20 protein-coding genes and 1 pseudogene are annotated in these 20,619 nt (G+C 70.6%); 10 read left to right on the top strand and 11 right to left on the bottom strand.

The window, feature by feature from the left end:
• Window positions 1-136: 136 nt before the first annotated feature.
• From F0344_RS01075 to F0344_RS01090, 4 genes are read left to right on the top strand one after another with little or no spacing between them, the layout of a single operon-like run.
• On the top strand, window positions 137-1,297 hold the full coding sequence (locus F0344_RS01075; protein WP_185296969.1) for a polyprenyl synthetase family protein: 1,161 nt from the start codon (window positions 137-139) through the stop codon (window positions 1,295-1,297).
• Complete coding sequence (gene crtI / locus F0344_RS01080; RefSeq protein ID WP_185296970.1) at window positions 1,294-2,856, top strand: phytoene desaturase family protein; 1,563 nt, start codon at window positions 1,294-1,296, stop codon at window positions 2,854-2,856. The genes F0344_RS01075 and crtI overlap by 4 nt, the downstream gene beginning before the upstream one ends.
• A complete protein-coding gene (locus tag F0344_RS01085) occupies window positions 2,843-3,838 on the top strand; it encodes a phytoene/squalene synthase family protein (RefSeq protein WP_185296971.1) in 996 nt (331 codons plus the stop codon). Before crtI ends, F0344_RS01085 begins: the two co-directional genes overlap by 14 nt.
• The gene (locus F0344_RS01090) at window positions 3,835-4,839 is read left to right on the top strand and encodes a DUF5914 domain-containing protein (protein ID WP_185296972.1); all 1,005 of its coding nucleotides are present in this window, start codon (window positions 3,835-3,837) and stop codon (window positions 4,837-4,839) included. Before F0344_RS01085 ends, F0344_RS01090 begins: the two co-directional genes overlap by 4 nt.
• Before the next feature lie 76 nt (window positions 4,840-4,915).
• Here F0344_RS01090 and F0344_RS01095 read toward each other — a convergent pair whose 3' ends face one another.
• The 5 genes from F0344_RS01095 to F0344_RS01115 all read right to left on the bottom strand — a co-directional run bounded on the left by F0344_RS01095 (window position 4,916) and on the right by F0344_RS01115 (window position 10,944).
• Window positions 4,916-6,475 carry an FAD-dependent oxidoreductase gene (locus F0344_RS01095; RefSeq protein ID WP_185296973.1) on the bottom strand — a complete coding sequence of 520 codons (1,560 nt, stop codon included), beginning with the start codon at window positions 6,473-6,475 and terminating at the stop codon, window positions 4,916-4,918.
• Window positions 6,475-7,206, bottom strand: coding sequence for a class I SAM-dependent methyltransferase (locus F0344_RS01100; protein WP_185296974.1), 732 nt, complete (start codon window positions 7,204-7,206; stop codon window positions 6,475-6,477). Before F0344_RS01100 ends, F0344_RS01095 begins: the two co-directional genes overlap by 1 nt.
• Window positions 7,203-8,408: a lycopene cyclase family protein gene (locus F0344_RS01105; protein ID WP_185296975.1), complete on the bottom strand. Its 1,206-nt coding sequence runs from the start codon at window positions 8,406-8,408 to the stop codon at window positions 7,203-7,205. The genes F0344_RS01100 and F0344_RS01105 overlap by 4 nt, the downstream gene beginning before the upstream one ends.
• A gap of 182 nt (window positions 8,409-8,590) precedes the next feature.
• A complete protein-coding gene (locus tag F0344_RS01110) occupies window positions 8,591-9,838 on the bottom strand; it encodes an NAD(P)/FAD-dependent oxidoreductase (protein ID WP_185296976.1) in 1,248 nt (415 codons plus the stop codon).
• Window positions 9,839-9,960: 122 nt separating this feature from the next.
• Complete coding sequence (locus F0344_RS01115; protein ID WP_185296977.1) at window positions 9,961-10,944, bottom strand: MerR family transcriptional regulator; 984 nt, start codon at window positions 10,942-10,944, stop codon at window positions 9,961-9,963.
• A 138-nt stretch (window positions 10,945-11,082) separates the two neighbouring features.
• On the opposite strand from F0344_RS01115, the gene F0344_RS01120 reads away from it, so the two are divergent.
• Window positions 11,083-11,721, top strand: coding sequence for an RNA polymerase sigma factor (locus F0344_RS01120; protein WP_185296978.1), 639 nt, complete (start codon window positions 11,083-11,085; stop codon window positions 11,719-11,721).
• Between the two features lie 78 nt (window positions 11,722-11,799).
• On the opposite strand, the gene F0344_RS01125 is transcribed toward F0344_RS01120, so the two are convergent.
• Window positions 11,800-12,378 (bottom strand): DUF4383 domain-containing protein, encoded by a 579-nt coding sequence (locus F0344_RS01125; protein ID WP_185296979.1) that lies wholly within the window; start codon window positions 12,376-12,378, stop codon window positions 11,800-11,802.
• A gap of 217 nt (window positions 12,379-12,595) precedes the next feature.
• On the opposite strand from F0344_RS01125, the gene F0344_RS01130 reads away from it, so the two are divergent.
• Window positions 12,596-13,780 carry a spore photoproduct lyase family protein gene (locus F0344_RS01130; protein WP_185296980.1) on the top strand — a complete coding sequence of 395 codons (1,185 nt, stop codon included), beginning with the start codon at window positions 12,596-12,598 and terminating at the stop codon, window positions 13,778-13,780.
• Between the two features lie 35 nt (window positions 13,781-13,815).
• Here F0344_RS01130 and F0344_RS01135 read toward each other — a convergent pair.
• The 5 genes and pseudogenes from F0344_RS01135 to F0344_RS01155 form a co-directional block, all read right to left on the bottom strand.
• Window positions 13,816-13,983 (bottom strand): annotated as a pseudogene (locus tag F0344_RS01135) (fasciclin domain-containing protein); the annotation flags it as partial.
• A 7-nt stretch (window positions 13,984-13,990) separates the two neighbouring features.
• Window positions 13,991-14,425 carry a hypothetical protein gene (locus F0344_RS01140; protein ID WP_185296981.1) on the bottom strand — a complete coding sequence of 145 codons (435 nt, stop codon included), beginning with the start codon at window positions 14,423-14,425 and terminating at the stop codon, window positions 13,991-13,993.
• Window positions 14,426-14,464: 39 nt separating this feature from the next.
• On the bottom strand, window positions 14,465-14,806 hold the full coding sequence (locus F0344_RS01145; RefSeq protein ID WP_185296982.1) for a DUF3140 domain-containing protein: 342 nt from the start codon (window positions 14,804-14,806) through the stop codon (window positions 14,465-14,467).
• Window positions 14,803-15,030: a hypervirulence associated TUDOR domain-containing protein gene (locus F0344_RS01150; protein ID WP_185296983.1), complete on the bottom strand. Its 228-nt coding sequence runs from the start codon at window positions 15,028-15,030 to the stop codon at window positions 14,803-14,805. Before F0344_RS01150 ends, F0344_RS01145 begins: the two co-directional genes overlap by 4 nt.
• A gap of 255 nt (window positions 15,031-15,285) precedes the next feature.
• A complete protein-coding gene (locus F0344_RS01155; protein ID WP_185296984.1) occupies window positions 15,286-16,287 on the bottom strand; it encodes a peptidase S51 in 1,002 nt (333 codons plus the stop codon).
• A 396-nt stretch (window positions 16,288-16,683) separates the two neighbouring features.
• On the opposite strand from F0344_RS01155, the gene F0344_RS01160 reads away from it, so the two are divergent.
• Genes F0344_RS01160 through F0344_RS01175 form a run of 4 tightly spaced genes read left to right on the top strand, consistent with a single transcriptional unit; the run spans window position 16,684 to window position 20,574 of the window.
• Window positions 16,684-17,640: an ABC transporter substrate-binding protein gene (locus F0344_RS01160; RefSeq protein WP_258049564.1), complete on the top strand. Its 957-nt coding sequence runs from the start codon at window positions 16,684-16,686 to the stop codon at window positions 17,638-17,640.
• Window positions 17,637-18,602: an amino acid ABC transporter permease gene (locus tag F0344_RS01165; RefSeq protein ID WP_185296985.1), complete on the top strand. Its 966-nt coding sequence runs from the start codon at window positions 17,637-17,639 to the stop codon at window positions 18,600-18,602. The genes F0344_RS01160 and F0344_RS01165 overlap by 4 nt, the downstream gene beginning before the upstream one ends.
• 8 nt (window positions 18,603-18,610) lie before the next feature.
• Entirely contained in the window at window positions 18,611-19,363 is a 753-nt protein-coding gene (locus tag F0344_RS01170) for an amino acid ABC transporter ATP-binding protein (protein WP_185302453.1), read from the top strand.
• Window positions 19,360-20,574: a M20/M25/M40 family metallo-hydrolase gene (locus tag F0344_RS01175; RefSeq protein ID WP_185296986.1), complete on the top strand. Its 1,215-nt coding sequence runs from the start codon at window positions 19,360-19,362 to the stop codon at window positions 20,572-20,574. Before F0344_RS01170 ends, F0344_RS01175 begins: the two co-directional genes overlap by 4 nt.
• Window positions 20,575-20,619: the final 45 nt, after the last annotated feature.

Here is a 20,619-nt window from a genome sequence, read left to right on the forward strand (position 1 = left end):
TCGGGCGCGGGCCGGCCCCCGCTCGGACTCCGGCAGGGCTTCGCGCCGGGCAGCCGCGAGTGCATCCGGATCCCGGCCGCGGCCGAAACAGATGTCATGCAAGGCATGAAGATCGAAGGGGCTTCCCGTGCCTGATATGCGAACGAAGCGCGCCGGCGCGGTCGGACCTGCCGGCGACCGCGAAGTACCGCGCACCGCTGTCGAGGCGACCGTCACGGTCGACGACGTTCTCGCGGAGTACCTCGGCGTACGGCTGCGCGAGGCACACGACGTGGACGACGTGTTCGCGGGAGAGGTCGCGCGCCGGGTCGCCGCTTTCGTCCAGCAAGGCGGCAGGCGGTTCCGGACCGCCTTCTTGTGGTGCGGATGGCGGGCCGTACACGGCGAAGGCGACCCCGGAACCCTGCTGCGGGTCGGGGCCGCCCTCGAACTTCTGCAGGGGTGCGCGCTCATGCACGACGACGTCATGGACGGCTCGCCGGTGCGCCGGGGTGCGCCGGCTGTGCACGCCGACTTCGCCCGGATGCACCGCGCCGGCGAAATGATCGGAGCGCCCGAGACGTACGCGACCGCGGCTGCCGTGCTCGCAGGCGATCTGGCTCTGGCGTGGGCCGACGACCTGCTCACCGACACCGCACTCGGTTCACGGCACGGACGACGACTGCATGACGAGTGGCAGGCGATGCGCTGCGAGATGGTGGCCGGGCAGTACCTGGACATGCGTGCCCAGGCGACCGGCTCGTCCGCCGTGGACGGCGCCGTGCGGATCGCCACCTTGAAGAGCGCTCTCTACACGGTGGAACGGCCGCTCGCCATGGGCGCCGCACTGGCCGGTGCCGACGGCCCGGCGCTGCGGGCTCTGCGGTCCGCCGGCCGGTGTGCGGGTCTGGCCTTCCAGCTCAGGGACGATCTGCTGGGCACGTTCGGCGACCCGGCGGTGACGGGCAAGCCCGCGGACGAGGACCTGCGGGGGCGGAAGCTCACCTATCTCCTCGCGGTCGCCGTGCGGCTCGCCTCCTCGTCGGACGATGCCGAGGCGATCGCCGCCCTCGGACCGGGCGATGTCGCACGTTCCGACGCCGAGGTCGCACGGATGCGCGCCGCCGTGGAACGCACGGGTGCACGCGCCGTGGTGGAGGCCGAGATCGCCGCTCTCTCCGCCCAGAGCCTGCGCCACTTCGAAGCCACCGGAGCGGATCGGCATGCCCTTCAGGAATTTGCCTCGCTGGTGGAAAGGGCCGCCGTCACCGCGCCGGACAAGCACACCTCGTGGGCCGGAAACAGGGAGACCGTGTGAAAACCGTGCCCGGGTCCACGGATCACGTGGTGGTGGTCGGCGCCGGTCTGTCCGGCCTGGCCGCCACCTTGCATGTGCTCGGCTCCGGCCGCCAGGTGACCGTGGTCGAGCGGGGCGCCGGACCGGGCGGCCGTGCCGGCCGGATCGAGTTCGGCGGGTACCTGGCGGATTCCGGCCCGACCGTCCTGACCATGCCCCATCTGGCGGACGAGGCCTTCGCCGCCGTGGGCGACAGCCTGTACCGGCGGGTGGAACTCATCGAGCTGCACCCGGCCTACCGGGCGCGCTTCGCCGACGGCACCCAGGTGGACGTGCACACGGACGGGGACGCCATGGAGGAAGAGGTACGGCGCTTCGCGGGCGCCGCCGAGGCCGCGGGGTACCGGAGGCTGCGCGGCTGGCTGCATCAGTTGTACCGAGCCCAGATGCGGCGGTTCATCGACACGAACTTCGACTCCCCCTTCCAGCTCCTCCACCCGGATCTGGCCCGGCTGGCCGCCTTGGGCGGCTTCGGGCGACTGGATCCGCAGATCGGCAGGTTCCTCTCCGACGAGCGACTGCGCAGGGTGTTCTCCTTCCAGGCGCTGTACGCCGGGGTGACACCGGCCCGGGCGCTCGCCGCCTACGCCGTCATCGCCTTCATGGACACGGTGGCGGGGGTCTACTACCCCCGGGGCGGCGTGCACGCGCTGCCCCGCGCCATGGCGGACGCGGCCGGTGACGCCGGGGGCCGGTTCCGCTGGTCGGCCGAGGTGACCGAACTGGAGCGCTCCGCCGGACGCGTACGGGCCGTGCACCTGGCGTCCGGCGAGCGGATCGCATGCGACGCGGTGATCCTGACACCAGATCTGCCCGTGGTGCACCGCCTCCTGGGGCGGGCCCCGCGACGCCCCGTACGGCTGCGCCACTCCCCCTCCGCGGTGATCCTCCACGCTGGTACGGACCGCACCTGGCCCGAGCTCGCGCATCACACGATCTCCTTCGGCGCCGCCTGGGAGCGCACCTTCGACGAACTGACACGCACCGGACAGCTGATGAGTGATCCGTCGCTGCTGATCACCAGGCCGACCACGCACGACCCTGGACTCTCGCCGGAGGGGAAGCACCTGCACTACGTCCTGGCTCCGTGCCCGAACACCACCACCGGGCCGTCGGCCGATGCCTGGCACGACCTGGGCCCGCGCTACCGCGACAGTCTCGTGACCGAGCTGGAACGCCGGGGGCTGAACGGATTCGGCGACTCCGTCGACCGTGAGCTGCTGGTGACGCCGATGGACTGGACGGCTCAGGGGCATGCGGCGGGCACACCGTTCTCCGTGTCCCACACCTTCGCCCAGACCGGCCCGTTCCGGCCGCGCAATCTTGTGCGCGGATGGGACAACGTCGTCCTGGCCGGGTGCGGGACGACGCCCGGGGTGGGCGTGCCCACCGTCCTCATCAGCGGAAAGCTCGCCGCGGCCCGCATCACCGGCCTTCCCCGCCCGGTGCGGACAGGACCGGCAGCCCCGAATCGGACCGTCGTGGCATCCAGGAAGGGCAGCGCCCATGACCCGTCGTGAGCTGGATGCCGCGGGCATCACCGATCCAGGCCTTCGCGCGGCCTACGCGACCTGCCGACAGCTCAACGCCCGTTATGGCAGGACCTACTTCCTTTCGACCCGTCTGCTGCCGGTCGAACGACGCTGCGCGGTCCACGCCCTCTACGGGTTCGCCCGCTGGGCGGACGACATCGTCGACGACCTCGACCGCCGGGAGACGCCGGAGCAACGTGACCGGCTGCTGAAGCAGTTGGAGAGCGACCTCGCGCACGGGCTGCGAACGGGCAGCGGGACGGAGCCCGTGGTGCGGGCAGTGGCGGACACGGCGGGGCGGTACGACATCGCTCCGTGGCTGTTCACCGACTTCATGGCCTCCATGCGCAGCGATCTGAGCGCCACCGACTATGCGACGTACCCCGATCTGCGCGCGTACATGCACGGTTCGGCCGCGGTGATCGGGCTGCAGATGCTGCCGGTGCTCGGGACGGTGGTCGCCCGCGAGGAGGCCGCACCGCACGCGGCGGCCCTCGGCGTCGCGTTCCAGCTCACGAACTTCCTGCGCGATGTGGGCGAGGACCTGGACCGGGGGCGCGTCTATCTGCCGGCGGATCTGCTCGCCGCTCACGGGGTGGACCGGCCGATGCTGGAGTGGAGCCGTCGCACGGGCCGGCCGGATCCGCGCATCCGCGCCGCCTTGATGGCGGCCGACGCGATGACCCGGGCGGAGTACCGGGAGGCGGAACCGGGCATCAGGATGCTCGACCCGCGGGTGAGGCCCTGCATCCGCACGGCCTACACGCTGTACGGCGGCATCCTGGACGCGATCGCCGACGACGGGTACCCGGTGCTGCACCGCCGGTGCGTTGTTCCGCGTCGCCGCAGGGCTCGGACGGCTGCCGCCGGACTCGTACGCATCCTGGGCGCCCGGGTCCGTACCCGGTCGCCCGCCCCAGCCGTTCCCGTGCGCGGTCCGGTACCTCAAGGGGAGGAGCACAGCCGATGAGGGATCTGTCGGGCGGCGGGCGCTGGAGGTCGCCGCTGCGGCTGCGCCGGGGACCCGGTTGGTTCGACCAGGCACCGACCTGGCGGGAGGCACAGCCGTCCCTGATCTCCGACGCCCTCGCGCGGGCGTCCGCGAGGCCCTCGGGAAACTGGTTCGTCGTCGGCGCCTCCCGGAATATCGCCGGGGACCGCGCGTACGGCAGAACCGTGAGTGGAGTGGAGGTCGTGCTGTGGCGCACGCGGGCGGGCGTCGTCCAAGCCGGGCCGGGCGCGTGCCCGCACCTCGGGGCTCCGCTGCGCGAGGCCACAGTGGTGTGCGGAACGCTTCTGTGCCGTTGGCACGGCCTGGCCCTCCGGGGCGGCCCGTTCGCCGGGTGGGAGCCGTATCCCGCCCACGACGACGGGGTGCTGGTGTGGGTACGTCTCGACGAGGCCGGAGGCGAGGAGCCCTTGGATCATCCGGTGCTGCCCCGGCGCCCGGCGCCCGCGAACGTGGTGGACTCGGTCTTCACGGCTGTGGGGCGGTGCGAACCACAGGACGTCGTTGCCAACCGGCTCGACCCCTGGCACGGGTCCTGGTTCCATCCGTACTCGTTCGTCGACCTGCGTGTGGTGAGCACCCCACGCGGCGACCTCGACGACGCGTTCGGCGTCGAGGTCTCCTTCCGGGTCGCCGGACGCCTGGTGGTGCCCGTACGGGCGGTGTTCACCGCGCCCGAGCCGCGTACGGTCGTCATGCACATCACCGAGGGGGAGGGGGCCACCTCCGTCGTGGAGACGCATGCCACCCCCCTGACCCCACCGGGAGACCGGAACCCCCGGACCGCCGTGGTCGAGGCGGTCATCGCCGCATCGGACCGGCGCGGCTTCGCGCTGGCACGCGCTGCCGCCCCGGCACTGCGCCCGCTCATGCGCCGGGCGGCCGGGCGGCTGTGGCGTGACGACCTGGCGTACGCCGAGCGCCGCTGGTCGCTGCGCAGCGAGGGGCGCTTCCCCGGCTGACCCGGTGACCCGCCTGACCGCCTGACCGCCTGACCCGGCTGCCCCGGTGACCCGCCTGACCCGCCTGACCCGGCTGTCAGGTGTGTCCGGCCAGGGCGGCCAGGGCTCGCAGGGCCGGGGACCGGCCCGCGCGGGGCACCGTCCACAGGACCTGCCCGCGCACGCCCCATCCGGCGAGCAGGGCATTGGCCGCCAGGAAGCCGGTGGTCGCGGCGCGTTCCATGAGGGCGACCGGCAGGTCACAGCGGACCGTGTCGCCGGCCACCATCACCTGTGGGTGCGGCGTCCGCACGGAGGGCCGACCGCCGTAGCTGCCGACCGTGAACATCGGGCAGTCCGCCCGCCATTCGTGGCGGGCGTCGATGATGCGGGCGTTCGCGGTCTCCGGATACACCTCGTGGAGCCGCGCTACAAGGCTCTCCTGGACCTCCTTCGGCTCGGCTCCCCCGTCGACGGCGTAGGCGTGGAGTTCCACCACCGAGCCGCCCGTACGTCGGGCCCACCGAGCCGCCTCGCCCTCGAAGCGGTCCAGCACACTGACGTTGTCCAGGCCTCCGTACCCGCTGGTGCCGAGGAAACCGGCGCGCTCCTCGCGTACGGGCCGGTCGAGCCAGAGGCGCGAGACGAGGAACGGTGGCGCGTTGCGCAGCCTGGCGATGTTCTCGCGCCAGGCGGCGCTTCCCAACCGGGGTGACGCCTCCACGACGTGCCGCAGGCCGGCCACGTCGAGGGCGAGGACCGCCGCGCCGCAGCGCTCACTCCCGGCGCCGCTCTCCACCTCCACGACGCCGCCCCCGACCGGCCGGACGCCGTGCACGCGGACGCCCGTACGCACGTCGACGCCGAGCCGGTCCAGATAGGCGCCCAGTGGTTCCCACAGGGCCGACGGGAACGGTTCCCTGGGTACGTCGAAGAGCAGGCCCTCGGACGAGCCGAGGAAGTAGATGTGGAACATCAACAGCATCTCGGCCGCCGACAGTTCGCGCGGATCGGCGAAGAAGCTGCGCGAGAAGACCTCGAACGCCAGGTGCCTCGCGGTCTCGGGGAACCGGATGTCCGCCAGGAAGTCCGCGGCGCTGACGTCGTCGAACCGCTCGTACACCTCGGGCACCCGCACGTCGAGCAGCGGCAGCGCCGAGCGCGGGTCCATCGCGGCCAGGTCGCGCCACCCGAACGTGGGACTGAGGGCCGCGAAGCCGAGTGCGCTCCAGGGCGGAGTACGCGGCACGCGGGCGAAACTGTCCGTCAGGCCGCTGCTGTGCCGCAGGGGGTAGTCGGGCAGGGGGCAGAGCGCGGACAGTTCCGGATCCGTGCGGCGCAGCAGCCCGCGAAGGTTGTAGTACTGGCGGAAGAAGGCGTGGAATCCGCGGCTCATGGTGGCCTCGGAGCCGTCCGTGAGGCGGGTGCGCCACCCGCTCAGACGGCCGCCGAGCGACGTTTCGCGCTCGTAGAGGGTGACGCGGGCTCCTCGTTCGGCGAGCGCCGTGGCTGCGGCGAGGCCCGCGATTCCGCCGCCGATCACAGCCGTGCGGGGTGCGTCTCCGGTGCAGCGGTCCCTTCCCGGGACAGGCAGGATCACCTCAGCCTTCCGGTCCCGGCCCCGGCGGATGGCGGTGCGCCGCGAGGTCGTCCTCATCAGGATGCCGCCCCTTCGGACAGGGAGCCGTTCTCCGCGAGGAAGGTGTGGACCACGCCGGTCTGCCATCCGGCGACAGGGACCGTACGCACACCGGTGAAGCCGGCCCGGCCGAGCCGGGACGCGAAGGCGGGGGCCGTGTCGAAGCGCAGGACGCTGCGCCACAGATGGCGGTACAGCTCGCGGTCGCCGGTCAGTGTGCCCGCCGGCATGATCACTCCTCGGCACACGGCGTTCCACAGCACGGTGTGCAGGGCGGAGCCGCTGAGGCTGTGCTCGTGGACGGACAGGCGCCCACCGGGCCGCAGGAGGGACCGGACGGAGCGGAGCACGGCGTCCGGATCGGTGACGTTGCGGAACAGATAGGCGGCCAGTACCGCGTCATAGGGTCCGTCGTGGCCGGCCGTCAGCAGTTCCTCCGCGGTGAGGTGCAGGAAGCGCACACGGTCGGGCCAGGGTTTGGCGAGTGCACGCTCCAGCATCCCGGCGGAGGCGTCCACGGCCGTGATGCGCGCGTGCGGGGCGGCCCGCATCAGTGCCCTTGTCGACGAGCCGGTGCCGCAGCCGAGGTCGAGCACATGGAGCCCCGCCCCTCCGTGCGGCAGGCACAGCCGCCGTGCGGATCGGTGCAGTTCGGCGTGGTAGCCGGGGTTGGCCGCGACGAGACGGTCGTACCCGGGGGCGGCGTGGTCGAAGGCCGCGGTGAGGTCGTGGTCGCGCAGAAGTGTCATCGGTGGAGCTCCTCGGACGGTGAGGGGGTTCGGCGGCGGAGGAACGGCAGTTCGGCAGCGGTGCGGAGCATGGGGATCACCGGAGTACGCAGACCGATACCGAACTCCTCCCAGGGTGTGCTCCCGCCGTCGAGGAAGCGAAGGAGCCGCTCCGTCGGAGTACGGCGAAAGAGGTCCGTGAAGAAGCGTGGGCCGTCGATCCGACCGGTGTCGAGCGCCCGTAGCACCACCGCGTCCATCGCCAGTGCCCGTCGGCCGTGCGGACGCGGCGCGGGCTCCCCCCCGTCACGGAGCGCGGCGGCGATGGCCCGGCTCTGGCGCTGTACGGCGGCGAACGTGTAGCCGGTCGCCGGGCGGGTGGCGCCTCCGGCGGCCCCGATACGGAAGACGGCCTGCCCTGTTCGGCGCGGGAAGCGTGCGTCGGTCATGGGGATGACGCCCTGCTCGGCGGTTTCGACGCGAAAGGGTCCCAGCCGGAGCACGTCGTCGGTGTAGTGACGCAGAGCGGTCTCGTACGCGGCGGTGGACAGCGGGGTCCGGGAGAACTCGGTGTACTCGACCAGGGCCCGGTCCGGTGCCAGGGGCAGGACGTAGCCGAACGCGAGGCCGCGGGCCGGCTGCGGCACCCGGAAGTCCATCAGATCCGCCACGTCCGGGTCGAAGCACGCGGCCGCTGTGTGCACGAACCAGCCGCGGAAGTGCTGGAGCAGCGTGGTACGGGCAGGCGGCAGCCGGCGCAGGGGCCGGGAGTCGAACACGTTCCTGCCGCGCACGGTCAGCGGGTGTCCTTCGGCGGCGGTGCAGTGCACCTCGGCTCCGCCGCCCACGTCGCACACGTCGTGGGCCGTGGCACGCAGGATGCGCGCGGTGGGGTACTGCGCCAGCCGGGAGCGGACCAGTTCCTCGAACGACCCGGACCGCAGCATGCGGTAGCGCAGCGGCGTGGGATCGCAGGTGATGCTCTCGCCGTCCGCTGCGGTGATCCGCAGCCGTGTCCAGGAGGCGACGACGGCTTCGTCGAACTCGCCGGGCCCGTCGTCCCAGTAGCACCAGGTACGTTCGGCAGGCCGCAGCGGGCCGTCCGGAGCCTCGACAACGGTCACAGCCCTGGTTCCCGACCGCGTCAGGCAGTGCGCCAGCGACAGTCCGGCCGCTCCGCCGCCGACGACGACCGCTTCCACCTGTCCCAGCTCCTCCGGCACCGGTCACCGTGCCTTTCGTTCGATGGTGGGGACTGCGTCACAGGCGGTGTCGCCGGTGCCGCCGGCGACAGGGCCCGAGCGCCGTCGAGTCTCACGTCCCACTCCGTATCGCCGTGCCGGACCGCTGTCTCGACTTCGGCCGCTCGTCCGTGCGTGGATGCGCCGGCGCATGGCCCGGACGGTCATGGGCGGGCCGGATCGGCCAGTACCTCCCGTGCCGCACGGGTACCCGATGCCAGAGCGCCTTGTACCGATCCCGTCGCCCGGTGGTCCCCGCACACATGGCGCTGCGGAGCGAAGCGGGTGGTCCGGCTCAGTGGCCAGGGCGGCAGCATCGCGGGCAGGGCGTCCTTCACCGTGTACGTGGCGATGGGCGTCCAGGCGTCCGTGTCGGTGCCGTACAGCTCGGCAAGGCGGCTTCGTACCGTGGCGTCCCCGCCCGGCGGACCGCCGCCGAGCACGGAGGTCGACACCAGTGCCGTACCGGGCGGGGCGTAGGTGGGCGTGACCTCGGTGAGTACGCACGTGTTCAGGACGGCCGGGCTGCTGTCGACGATCAGCGTCGGTTCCGCCAGGGGCGAGATGTCGGTCGCGTGGTAGTAGGTCGTCACCGTACGGCCGTCCGGAGCCGGGAGGCCCGGCAGCAGGCGGGCGGCCGTCGGCCCGTCCGTGGCCAGGACGACCACGGTTCCCGCCCGCTCGCTGCCGTCGTCGAGGAGCACACCGGCGTCGGTCACGGCGGCGACGGGGGTTTCGAGGTGGAGCGTGCCGTCCGGCAGGCCGGCGGCGAGCTGGGCCGGCACCGCGCCGATGCCCTCGGCGGGGAGGCAGAGTGTGCCTCGGGCGATGCTGCGCCAGACTAGGTGGAAGAAGCGGGCGGAGGTGGCCAGTTCCTCCTCCAGGAACACTCCCGACAGGAAGGGCCGCAGCAGGTCGTCGACCGCACGCGGTGACAGTCCGGCGCGGGCGAGCGCGGCCGAGGTGGTGCGGTCGGGCCGGCGCTTGATGGAGCCGGCGGGAAGCAGGACGTCGCGTGCGGTGAGCGCGGCGAGCGCGGTGAGGTCCCGCGCCGAGAGCGCCCTCCCGGGCAGCAGACTCCCGGCCGCTCCGGGACGTCTGGTGGGGTCGGCGATCCGCACCCGTCCTGTGGACGTCTGGGCGAGCAGCCCGGGGGTGAACGGCCTCAGGCGCAGGTCCCGCAGGGCGATGCGCTTCCTCACCTGCGGGTAGGCGGTGTTGAAGACCTGGAAGCCCCGGTCCAGCAGGAAGCCGTCCTTGCGGTCGGTGCGCATCCGGCCGCCCACGCCGTCCGAGGCTTCCAGCACCTCGACCCGCAGGCCCGCACGGCACAGGTCCAGTGCGCAGGCGATACCCGCCAGACCGGCACCGACGACGAGAACATCAGGCGTCGAGCGCTGTTGATCGGTCATCATCCGTCTCCTTCACCAGTACGCGGACACAGAACCGGACCGCTGTCAGCGGACCACGGGCGGGGCGCCGTCGCCGGGAGCCACTGCGGGCATCAGCCCATCTGTAGCAGAACCACCGGCTTTCACCTCGTCACGACCGCCTCGAAAGCCGTCAGTGCTTCGGAGAGTCCTGACGGCCGGAGCACGCCCGGCACCGTGTGCCCGGCCCATCCCGGGCCGAGGGCCAGTACGACCGGACTCCTGCGGGCTCCCCGTACGCCCCACTCCATGGCGGCAACGTGGTGGGCCAGTGGCCGGCTGGCGGTCGTACGGGACTGGGCCCAGAGGCCGACCGCCGCGGGTCCGGTCCTGCGCACCGCCTCGACGAGCGCCTCGACCGGCAGGGCTGCGCCGAACATCCTCACCGGCAGGCCACGTCCGGCCAGCGCGGCGGCGAGGGCTTCCAAGGGAAGGGTGTGGTTCTCGCCAGGGACGCAGGCCAGCAGCGTCGTGCCGCCGGAGCGCTCGGGCACAGCCGGTGGGACGCAACGGCGCAGGGCGCCGGAAACGTGCCAGGACAGAAAGTGTTCGACCTCCACGTACTTCTCGCCCGCGCTCTCCCACTTACGGCCGACAGCCTGGAGCGTCGGCATGATCACCTCGTTCCAGGCGGCCACCACTCCGTAGTCGGCGATCACCGTCATGAGGAGTTCGTCCAGGGCGCCCGAGTCCAGCCGGAGGGCGGCACGTGCCATTCCCCTGCACTCCTGGCGCACGTCGCCCAGCTGCAGGCCGGTGCGTGCCCGGCTGCGCGCGATGGGACCGCGCGGACGGGCGGGGGTGACACTCTTCGCCGTGGTGGCCCCGTCGGTCGGCTGGTCGACGAGTGCGATCCTGGCTGCCTCCGCGGGCGGCAGACCAGTGGCGGTCAGCGCGCACATCCGCTCGAGCCGGGCGATGTCCGCCGCCGTCCAGCGGCGGTGCTTGCCACCGGTGTGCAGAGGCGGGCCGAGGCCGTACCGGCGGTCCCAGGAGCGGACCGTCGTCGGGGCGACGCCGAGCCGCCTGGCCACCTCGCCGGTCGTGAAACCGGCGTCTTGCCGTCCGGTCGCGTCAGGAGGAGTCACCTCCTCACCATACGACGCACAAACGAGGCGTGTTGCTTGCGTCGTTTGTGCCTCCAAAACTAGGTGCCAGAGAGGCGCAGACGTCGGCAACTGACGGTTTCGGTGTCCTGACCATTCCGCCGGCAGAAGGACGAGACGATGCACACCACCAGTCGTCCCGCCGAGCCGTCGCTTCCCCCGGCAGATGCACCGGGCGACCAGGAACTCGTCCGGCGCTTCCTCGCGGCCGACGAACTCGCGTTCGCGGCGGTGTACAGGCGATGGGGACCACTCGTCCGCACCATGGCGAGCCGGTCCATCGGCGACGTACACGAGGCGGAGGACGTGACCCAGCAGGTCTTTCTCGCCGCGTGGCGCGGACGGGCCGGCTTCCGGCCGGAACGTGGAGCGCTCGGCGCCTGGCTCGTCGGCATCGCACGCCTCAAGATCATCGACGCGCTCGCCGCCAGGACGCGGCGGCTCGGACTCGTCGACACGGTCGCCCACACGCTGGCCCTGTCCGCACCTCACGAGACCGCTCCGGCACCCGAGGCCGCCCTGGACCGGGTGCTCCTCCTCGATGAGCTGATCCGGCTCCCGAGCCGGCAGCGAGAGGTGCTCCGCATGGCGTTCTACGACGACCTGACACACGCGCAGATCGCAGAGCGCACGGGCATTCCGCTCGGCACCGTGAAGAGCCACGCGCGAAGAGGTCTGCACCGTCTGCGGGACCGGATCGAGGACGGTCACAGCACTGACGTGGGAGGAGTGGAGGGGCACTGCATACCGTCCGCCTAGCCCGGACGCGCGAGCCGCTGCCCGGCAGAGGATGCGACGTTGCCAGGACGTCACAGGCTGGACGTGGCCGGAAATCAGTCAGGGCTGTTCGGAGGTCAGTGGCGGCGGGGACTGGGACGTCCGCTCCACAGGCTGTTCCCCGGCGGAGGTCGGGGACGATGCCGCTCGGCGACGGTTCCGGGACTCGCGGGCGGCCTGTCGCGGATGTCGACGCCGCCAGTACGGGTTGTCGTGCGAGAGCCTGCTCGTGACCCGGCCGTACATGCCGAAGGTGAGGATGACCAGGCCCATGACGAAGCTGAACAGCACGTTCGACATGCCGAAGTCAAGGATGTTCGCGGGCCTGCCGAGCACGAAGATGTGGGCGAAACCGCTCAGCAGGAACAGTGCGCCGACGGCCGTGTTGAGAGTCGACGCGAAGTTGCCGCCCACGACCGCACCGGCGATCAGTGAGATCCCGATGACGGTCGAGACGACGCTGAGCGCGATGTTGGTCGTCATGCCGGCGACCGTGCCGCCTGCGGTGTCGAACGGGCTGAGGGAGCCGGCGAAGCCGAGGCAGCCGAAGATGAGCAGGATGCCACCGCAGAACGCGGCGCCGTAGCGGTACACGCGGGCCAGGTGGTGGTCCACTGGAAGTTCTTCTTGCAGCTTCATGCTCTCGATTCCCCTCGTACTCCGCCCGCAGATGCGACAACGGCCGTTCGCGCGCGGAAACGACGTGATCGGCCGATGTACGCACCCCGGCCGTCGGCCCCCGCCGGCCGGTGCCGTGGCGCGTGGTCCCCGGGGGCCGGACCGAGCCGGAGGGAGCACGTCACCACGCCCCTCGTTCTCGTACGGTTGATCGCGACACCACACCTTCGGAGCAGCCATGCACACCCCCCGGACGTCCGGCAGGCCGGACCGAGCCCCCGACGCGCTGTTCGGTCTTGACGAGCTGAGCACAGAGCCACGGATTCCGAGCCATGCCGGACCGCTGTTCCGCGATTCGGAGCAGGCCCGCAGGATGCTGTCGGTACGGGAGATCCATGCCGAGCCGGCCGCGGCGGCCTCACCGAGGGGCGAGCAGATCCTCGCGAGGTTCCCGGACGCCGACGTGTTCCCCATCAGCTCGCACTGGCGCATACCGGAGCTGCACGGGAACAAGGGAAACGCCGAACGCTGGGTGCGGATCAAGAGCACAGTCCTGGTCCTCGGTGAGAAGAAGACGCTGACCGTACGGCCCAACGGCCGATCGGCGGACTGGATCGCTCCGGGCGCTGCCAACGGATGTGCCATGGCATGCGCCTACTGCTACGTCCCGCGGCGCAAGGGCTATGCCAATCCGATCACCGTCTTCACCAACATCGACCGCATCATCGCCCGCCTGACGCGCCATGTCGCCGACCAGGGACCCAAGAGTGCGCCGAACCAGTGCGACCCGAGCGCGTGGGTCTACGACATCGGGGAGAACAACGACTGCTCGGTCGACGCGCTGATCAGCGAGAACACCGCCGATCTGGTGCGCGCCTTCGCACGTTGGCACACCGCCAAGGCGTCGTTCGCGACGAAGTTCGTCAACCCCGACCTCCTGCTGCTCGAACCCCGTGCGCGGACCCGCATCCGGTTCTCCCTGATGCCGCCGGACGACTCGCGGCTGCTGGACATCCGCACGAGTCCCGTCGAGCAGCGCATCGCGGCGGCAGGGGATTTCGTCGAGGCCGGCTACGAGGTCCACTTCAACCTCTCCCCCGTCGTCATCAGACCCGGTTGGGAGCAGGCCTGGGCGCAGTTGCTCCAGCACATGGACGACGTCCTGCCCCGCACGGTCAAGGAACAGGCGGCGGCCGAAGTGATCATGCTCACCCACAACCGGGATCTGCACGACGTCAACATGGCCTGGCATCCGCGCGCCGAGGACGCCATCTGGCGCCCTGACCTGCAACAGGCCAAGCGCTCGGAGAACGGCAGCTGGAACGTGCGGTACCGCAACACGACCAAGGCCGCCGCGGTGGAGACCGTACGCCGCCTGGTGCGCACCCACGCTCCCTGGCTGCCGATCCGTTACGCGTTCTGAAACCGCCGGCCGAAGCCTGCGTGCCGGTGTCCTTCTCAGGACGTGGGCGTCAGCACGGTGTCGACGAGATGGACCGTCGCGTTCTTCGTGCTGACGTCACCGCAGACGATGGACGACGAGTCATTGACCTTGAAGGAGTCTCCGGACCCGGACGTCGTCAGCCGGCCACCCTGGAGGGTCTTGAACGTCCCGTCGGGCAGTTTGTCGGCTTCAGGGCCGCGCTCTGTGGGCCGGGTGACCGCGGGTGCGGCGCCGCTCCTTCATCTCCGCCTCGTAGAGATGCTCACGGCCTGCGACGAGCTCCTGTCGCACCTGCGCCTCGAGGTCGACGAACGGACGGTAGTAGGTGGCGTTGTACGCCTCGATGATCTGAAAAGTCCAGCAGCCGGGGATGACGTTGCGCCCCACGATCTCGCGACTCACCAAGTCCGCCTGCTGCGCATGGCCGGCCTCCCGCAACTGCTCCACCGCCCTGTCCAGTGCCAGGTCGGCGCCGCCGGTGAGCTGGTGGAAGGCATACAGATGCCCACGGGCCCGCTCCACCGCTTCCAACGCTTCCGACAGGGCACCCAACGCTTCGACTGTCGCGTCACGGACACCGTCCGGCCGCACATGCCGATCGTCCGGCTGGTCCTTGTCCGTCAATGCTTCGCTCCTTCGGACGGTCCGGGGTGGTGGTGCTCGTCATCGGTCGGGGTCGTGACCCCAGTTCATCAGGGAGTACCGCCATCTGGTGTCCGTCGGGTCACCATCGGGCCGCTGTGCCATGTGCCGGTGTACGTATCCGACGACCTTCCGCATGTGCGCGATGTCGTCATCGCCGAGGTCGGCTTCCTTGGTCCGCAGCAGCCCGGCGATCCGCCGTCCCGAGGCGTGGCCTACGCTTTCGCCCCCGCCGTCCGACTGGCCCACGCTCTTCGACTCGGCCGTCTCGAGCCACTTCTCGAGTTCACCGGCAGTCATGTTGACCGCCTCGCCGAAAGCACCGATGGCCTGCTCGCGGTCCGCGTCCCGGTCGCCGGTCACGAGTCCTTGCCCTTCTTGCGCAGGGCATCCGGCTCGTGTACGGCTCTGCGTCCCGACTTGTCACTCTCGACCTCGTACTGCGGCTCGTCCTTCGAGGCGTCCACCGTCCGGCCCGCCGCTTCCGTACGCTTCGTGATCTTCCTCTTGACCTTGCCCGGCACGTTCTTGCCGTGGCTGCTCCAGGAGACCTCATCACCCTTGTCGAGCTTTTCGTCCTTCGCCATGCGACAACTCCCCTACTTCCGTCACTCGCCGCCACTCGCCGTCACTCGCCGCCACAGGGATGAAGGCGATCCATACCCACTCTGCTGACTACGTGCCGGTGCTGCACTTCGAGAACGGCGAGATGCCGGCGCCGCGGGCGGCCGAGCCCGAAGCACCCCGCAGCGTCGGTCGAGGGACGTGAGTCCCGGGTGGCCGACGGGCCACTCGCCCCACGTGCCGACCCGTTGGCACGCCTTCGGGGTTCGCGGGGCCGGTCACTGGCAGGAGGTGACCGGGGTTCCGTCGTAGAGGTTGCCGTCGGCGACGCCGGTGACGATGCTGCGGAGGTAGTAGCCGCAGGTGGGACGGTTCTTGAAGTCGTAGGTCTGGCCCGGGCGCAGGCGCCAGATCTTGTAGTCGCGGTAGGTGAGGTAGCGGTCGGGGTCAGCGCGCTCGGGGCGGTGGTCGCCCAGGACGACGTAGGTGTCGGAGCCGCCGACGGTGGCCAGGCCGTTCCGGTCGACGAACAGGGAACCGCCGTCGTCGACTCCGACGCCCCATGCGGCCCCGCCGGTGGTGAGGCCGTCCTCGATGGCGCGGGCCACGAAGGCCATGGTGCGGCCCATGCGGTCACGGCTGACGAAGTGGGAGTCGTTGATGGTGTCGGCGTAGTCGGGCCAGGAGAACATGCCGGTGGTGAAGGTGATGTAGGGGTCGTACGGGTCGTACAGCGCTTCTTCGGAGGTGACACTGCCGCCGCAGGCGTCGTACACGATCGAGCTGTTGATGTGATGGCCGGCGCTTCCGCCGCCGACTCCGCCGCCCTTCGCCACCACGGACTTCACCGACGTCTGGAGGGCGGTGCCCTTCCAGTCGGCGTAGTCGCACTGGTCGCCGCCTGCGAAGTACACGAACTCCGCGTTGCGGATATCCGTGTTGGCTGCGCTGTTGTTGCCGTCATTGCGCGTGGTCAGCGTCCAGGTGGTACAGGAGTTGACGCCGGCCAGCCTGGTGACCGTGTCGCACTCGGGGGTGGCGCTGCCCGAGGTGGGCGGGGAACCGGCCAGAACCACGACGTCCAGGGTGCCGGATCCGCCACGGATGGCGTCGATGGCCTTCGTCATGGTCGCGGTGACGACGGCGCCGGAGCCGTTCATGGTGTGGGCGGGGCCGGCCCAGACTCCGCGGCTCACATCGGAGGAGCTGCCCAGCCGGATGCGCTTGGCGGAGGCGTGGGCGGGTTCCGCAGTGATCAGTGCGGGAGCCAGCAGAGCCATGGAAGCCGCCAGACACGTCGTCAACCGCAGGACGCGCCGCCTTGTCGGGCCGGCCGGTCGGGCGGGGACCTGCTGAAGGGTGGAGCTCGGCAGCACGGAGTTCTCCCAGGGGAAGAAGGGACGAGGAACCGACGTGGCATCGGTGGTGATGGAACGTACAGATGGCGGGAGCGTTGCGCCAGATGTAACACCACAGAGAGTCGCCCAACAACCGACAGGACCGCAATACTCGGCACAACCAAGGGCTCACGGCACTTCGGTTCAGGCTCCCGATCGACACCCGACCAAAGGTAACGCTCGTTACACCTATGCAGATCGCATGCCGATGTGTAACTTCTGGGGCGGGCCGAGCGAGAAGTCATCCCTTGGCCGGCAAGCCTTCGGGAGGAAACGCATATGAGGTACGCCCATGTCTCCGGCCGCACCGCGGCCACCGCGCTGACGACCGTCGCGATGCTGGTGCTCGCGGCGTGCGCCGAGGGTGACACAAGCGCCACAGCGAAGGTGCCCGCGTCGGCGGAGGTCGCCGGCGTGACGGTCAGGAAGGACGCGAAGCTGCACAGTTCCCTCCCCGACGCCGTCAAGAGGTCCGGCACCGTGCGGGTGGCGACCGATGTCCCCTACGCACCCTTCGAGATGTTCGTGACCGAGGGGAAGAAGGAGCTCACCGGTCTGGACTACGACCTGGGACAGGCGATCGGAGCCCGCCTCGGGGTGCGGTTCGCCTTCACACCGCAGAAGTTCGACGGGATCGTCCCCGCCATCCAGGCGGGCAAGTTCGACGTGGCCATGTCCGCCATGACCGACAACAAGGAGCGGCAGGCCGTCGTCGACTTCGTCGACTACTCCTTCTCCGGCTCCGGAATCATGGTGGCCAAGGGCAACCCCGAGAAGATCACCACCCTCGACGACCTCTGCGGCAAGAAGGTCGCGGTTCAAGCCGCGACGAACCAGCTCGACCTGCTCAACGCGCACCGCAAGACGTGCGAGAGGGCCGGCGGCGACATCGGCATCCTGACCTTCCCCAAGGACTCCGACGCACAGCTCGCTCTCCGCGCGGACAAGGTCGTCGCCCAGGTGCTGACCAAGCCCGCGGCCGGCTGGACCGCCAAGACCGCCGACGGCGGCGACGCCTTCGAGGTCGTCGACGACCCGGCCGCGGCCGGCGGCTACCAGGCGTCCCCCAACGGCATCGCCGTCAGCAAGAAGCTCCCGGAACTGACCGACGCGATCCAGAAGGCTCTGCAGTCCCTGATCGACGACGGCACCGCGACGAAGATCTTCCAGAAGTACGGCGTTGCCTCCATCGCGGTCAAGGAAGCCACCAGGAACGCGGCGGTCGACCAGGGATGACCTCCACCGCACTCACCGGGCTCCCCCACGACCGCGAGCTACCGGAGGACGAGGACCTGACCGTCGTACCCGTACGGCACTACGGCCGCTGGGCCGCCGCTCTCGTCTCGATCATCGCGCTGGCGGGTCTCATCGGCTCGCTGGCGACCAACGCGAACCTGCACTGGGACATCATCGGCGACTACCTCTTCGCCGGCCTGATCTTCGACGGCCTCGCCACCACCTTGTGGCTCACCGTCGCGGCCATGGCGCTGGGACTCGGCCTCGGGACCGTCATCGCGGTCATGCGCCTCTCGTCCAACCCGGTCCTGTACGGCCTGTCCTCGCTGTTCGTCTGGGCGTTCCGTGGTACCCCGCTCCTCGTCCAGATCATCTTCTGGGGGTACGCGGGAGCCCTCTACAAGAGTGTGCTCATCGGCATTCCCTTCACCGACATCACCTTCGTGCAGGCTGACACGAACACCCTCCTCACCCCGGCCGTCGCCGCTCTGCTCGCGCTCGGACTCAATGAGGCGGCCTACGCGTCGGAGATCGTCCGGGCCGGCATCCAGTCGGTCGACACCGGCCAGGCCGAGGCCGCGCACTCGCTCGGCATGCGACCGGGGATGACCATGCGCAGGATCGTTCTCCCGCAGGCCATGCGAGTGATCATTCCGCCCATGGGCAACGAGACGATCAACATGCTGAAGATGACCGCCCTGGTCTCGGTCATCGCGGCGCACGACCTGATGTCGAACATCCAGGACGTGTACGCGCAGAACTACCAGGTGATTCCGATGCTCGTCGTCGCCTCCCTCTGGTACCTCGCCCTGGTGAGTCTGCTGAGCATCCCGCAGGCCTGGCTGGAGCGGCGCTACGGAAGAGGCACCGCGCACGGGGGCCACAGCTCGCCCCTGCGGCGGATGCTGACCGGTTTCGCCCGGCAGACCACTACGACGACTGAGAAGGAGAAGGGCCGTTGAGCGCGCCCATGGTGCACGCCCGCAGCGTGCGCAAGCACTTCGGCAGGCTCGAAGTCCTCAAGGGCATCGACCTGACTGTCGAACGCGGGCAGGTGTGCTGTCTGCTGGGCCCATCGGGGTCGGGCAAGTCCACCTTTCTGCGCTGCGTCAACCACCTCGAGAAGATCGACGGAGGCACACTCGCGGTGGACGGCGAACTCGTCGGATACCAGCGGCGCGGAACCCGCCTGCACGAGCTGCGGGAGAAGGAGATCGCCGCGCACCGCCGTGACATCGGCATGGTCTTCCAGCGGTTCAACCTCTTCCCTCACCTGACGGCTGAGCAGAACATCATGGAGGCGCCCCTGCGCGTCACCGGAGCGAGCGCCGCTCACGCACGCGCCGACGCCCGGAGGCTCCTCGGCCAGGTGGGGCTCGCGGACCGGGCGGGTCACTATCCCGCTCAGCTCTCCGGCGGCCAGCAGCAGCGCGTCGCCATCGCCCGGGCCCTCGCCATGAAACCGAAGCTGATGCTCTTCGACGAGCCGACCTCCGCGCTGGACCCCGAACTGGTCGGTGACGTCCTGGACGTCATGCGGCAGCTTGCCGCCGACGGCATGACCATGGTGGTCGTCACCCACGAGATCGGGTTCGCCCGCGAGGTCGGGGACACAGCCGTCTTCATGGACGACGGCGTGGTCGTCGAGGCCGGCGACCCCCGGCAGGTGCTGGCCGATCCGGAGCAGGAACGCACGCGCGCCTTCCTGTCCAAGGTCCTGTGACCGCGCCCTCACGGCAGCGGCCACGCGCAACCGAGCTGCTCCCGTACGCGGAGGCCCGCCTGGGCAGGTTCCTGTCCGATCTCGCGGCGCTGGTCACCATCGACTCCGGTTCGCACAGTCCCGCCGGGGTGGACCGGGTCGCCGACTGGACGGCCGACCGGCTCGCCGCACTCGGCTTCTCCGTCGAGCGTGTCACCCCCGAGCCGGTGGGCGGCGTCCCGACCGGGGACGTGGTGATCGGCCGCAGACGGGGCCGGCTCGCGGCCGTGGACGGTGGGCGCCGAATCCTGCTCGCCGCTCACATGGATACCGTCTTCCCCGACGGGACCGCGGCGGAACGGCCCTTCACCGTCGTGGGACCACTCGCGCACGGTCCCGGCGTCAGTGACGACAAGGGCGGCCTGCTCGCCGGGCTGACCGCGCTGGAGATCCTCGACGAGGCTGGCGTCGAGGACTACGACGAGGTGGTCTTCCTGGCCACTCCCGACGAGGAGATCGGTTCCCCCGCCAGCCGTCCCGTCACCGAACGGACGGTCCGGGGCGCGCACTACGCGCTGGCCCTGGAGTGCGCCCGCGAGAACGGCGACCTGGTGACCGCGCGCAAGGGCGTCGCGGACTTCCACCTGACGGTCACCGGGCGTGCCGCGCACTCCGGCATCGAGCCCGAACGCGGCGCGAACGCGGCTCTGGCCGCCGCGCACCTCCTCATCGCCCTCCAGGCACTCAACGGCCGCTGGGCCGATGTCACCATCAACGTGGGTGTGCTCCGGGCGGGTACGCGTACCAACATCGTCTGCCCTGAGGCCGAGTTGCACGTGGAGGTCCGCTCGGCCACGACGGACGGGATCCAACGGGCCCTGGCAGCCATCGAGGGGGCCGCAGCACAGCCCGCGGTCAGCGGCACGGCCGTGACGGTGAAGCAGCTCGACCTCTGCCCTCCGATGGAGAAGACGGCGGCCGGCCACCGCATGATGGCCCGGGCCCGCTCGGTGGGCGCGGAGCTGGGCATTTCTCTGGGCGCCGCGGCCACGGGCGGAGTCGGCGACGCCAACATCATCGCGGGAGTCGGCGTGCCGGTCCTGGACGGCCTCGGTCCGGTCGGCGGCGCCGATCACAGCCCCCAGGAATGGCTCGACACGACGACGGTCCCCGTCCGGGTCGCCCTCCTGGCCGCACTCATCGCGTCGCTGGGTGACGCCAGGACCGGGTGACCACCTCGCCGAACAACCGCCGACCCGCTTTCCGACGACATCCGG

Origin of the sequence: Streptomyces finlayi, from assembly GCF_014216315.1 — a bacterium.
Classification (GTDB): Bacteria; Actinomycetota; Actinomycetes; order Streptomycetales; family Streptomycetaceae; genus Streptomyces; species Streptomyces finlayi_A.